This is a genomic window from Amphibacillus jilinensis Y1 (genome assembly GCF_000306965.1).
Taxonomy (GTDB): domain Bacteria; phylum Bacillota; class Bacilli; order Bacillales; family Amphibacillaceae; genus Amphibacillus_C; species Amphibacillus_C jilinensis.
This window is the reverse complement of record NZ_AMWI01000082.1, coordinates 1-828: the sequence shown is the minus strand read 5'-3', so window position 1 is coordinate 828 and position 828 is coordinate 1. Positions and strand designations below refer to the sequence as shown.

Below are 828 nucleotides of genomic sequence, written 5' to 3'. Positions count from 1 at the left end.
GAGTGACTTGTTGACTATCGATTTGGACGCCGTTTTGTAGGAGATTGACGGTAATGTCATCTGGTCGATCAGACGGGTCACCATCGTGCCATGTTTTCTCGCCGCTCACTTCGATGTCACCAGCACGTACGTTTGTAATGTCAAAGCCATCAATGATGGTATCATAACCGTCTACTGGCTCTTCCTCAACAGTATATTCATACGGTTGACCTTCGTCATCAAAAGCTTCAAGGTCTTCAAACGTATAGTTCCATTCCAGTTCGTCTGATAGTTCAATAGCATCGATAATGTATCCGTTGCGTAATAAATGGATCGTTATATCATCAGGACGATCTGGCGTGTCATCATCAAGCCATGCTTTTGTCACGTGGACGTCTGTTGAACCTGTTCGTGTATTGATAATGTCATAGCCATCAATCGATGTTTCGTAGCCTGGAACCCCGTGTTCAGTTACCGTGTATTCATGGCGGAAGCCTTCGTCATCAAATTCTGGAACATCACTAAATTGGTAGATCCAGTCATCATTTGATGAGACGTCTACTGTTTCAATGACGACACCGTCTTGTAATAAGTTGACGGTAATTTGATCGGGTCGATCGGACGCGTTATCATCTTGCCAAGTTTTCTCGCCTTCAATTGTAAGCGTACCGACACGTAAGTTTTCTAAGTCATAGCCGTTAATTGTTGCTTCGTAACCGTCTATGGGTTCTTCTTCAATAGAGTAGTCATAGGCTACGCCTTCATCATCGTATTGATCCAACCCTGTAAAACTAAAGGCCCAATCATCATTATGTGTCACTTGTTGACTATCAATTTGCACGCCATTTT

At 43.2% G+C, this 828-nt stretch carries 1 protein-coding gene; it reads right to left on the bottom strand.

Going from position 1 to position 828, the window contains the following annotated elements; all coding sequences use genetic code 11:
- Positions 1–828 (bottom strand): Cna B-type domain-containing protein (locus B494_RS0100475; protein ID WP_017470389.1); only part of this gene is annotated, 828 nt, incomplete at both ends.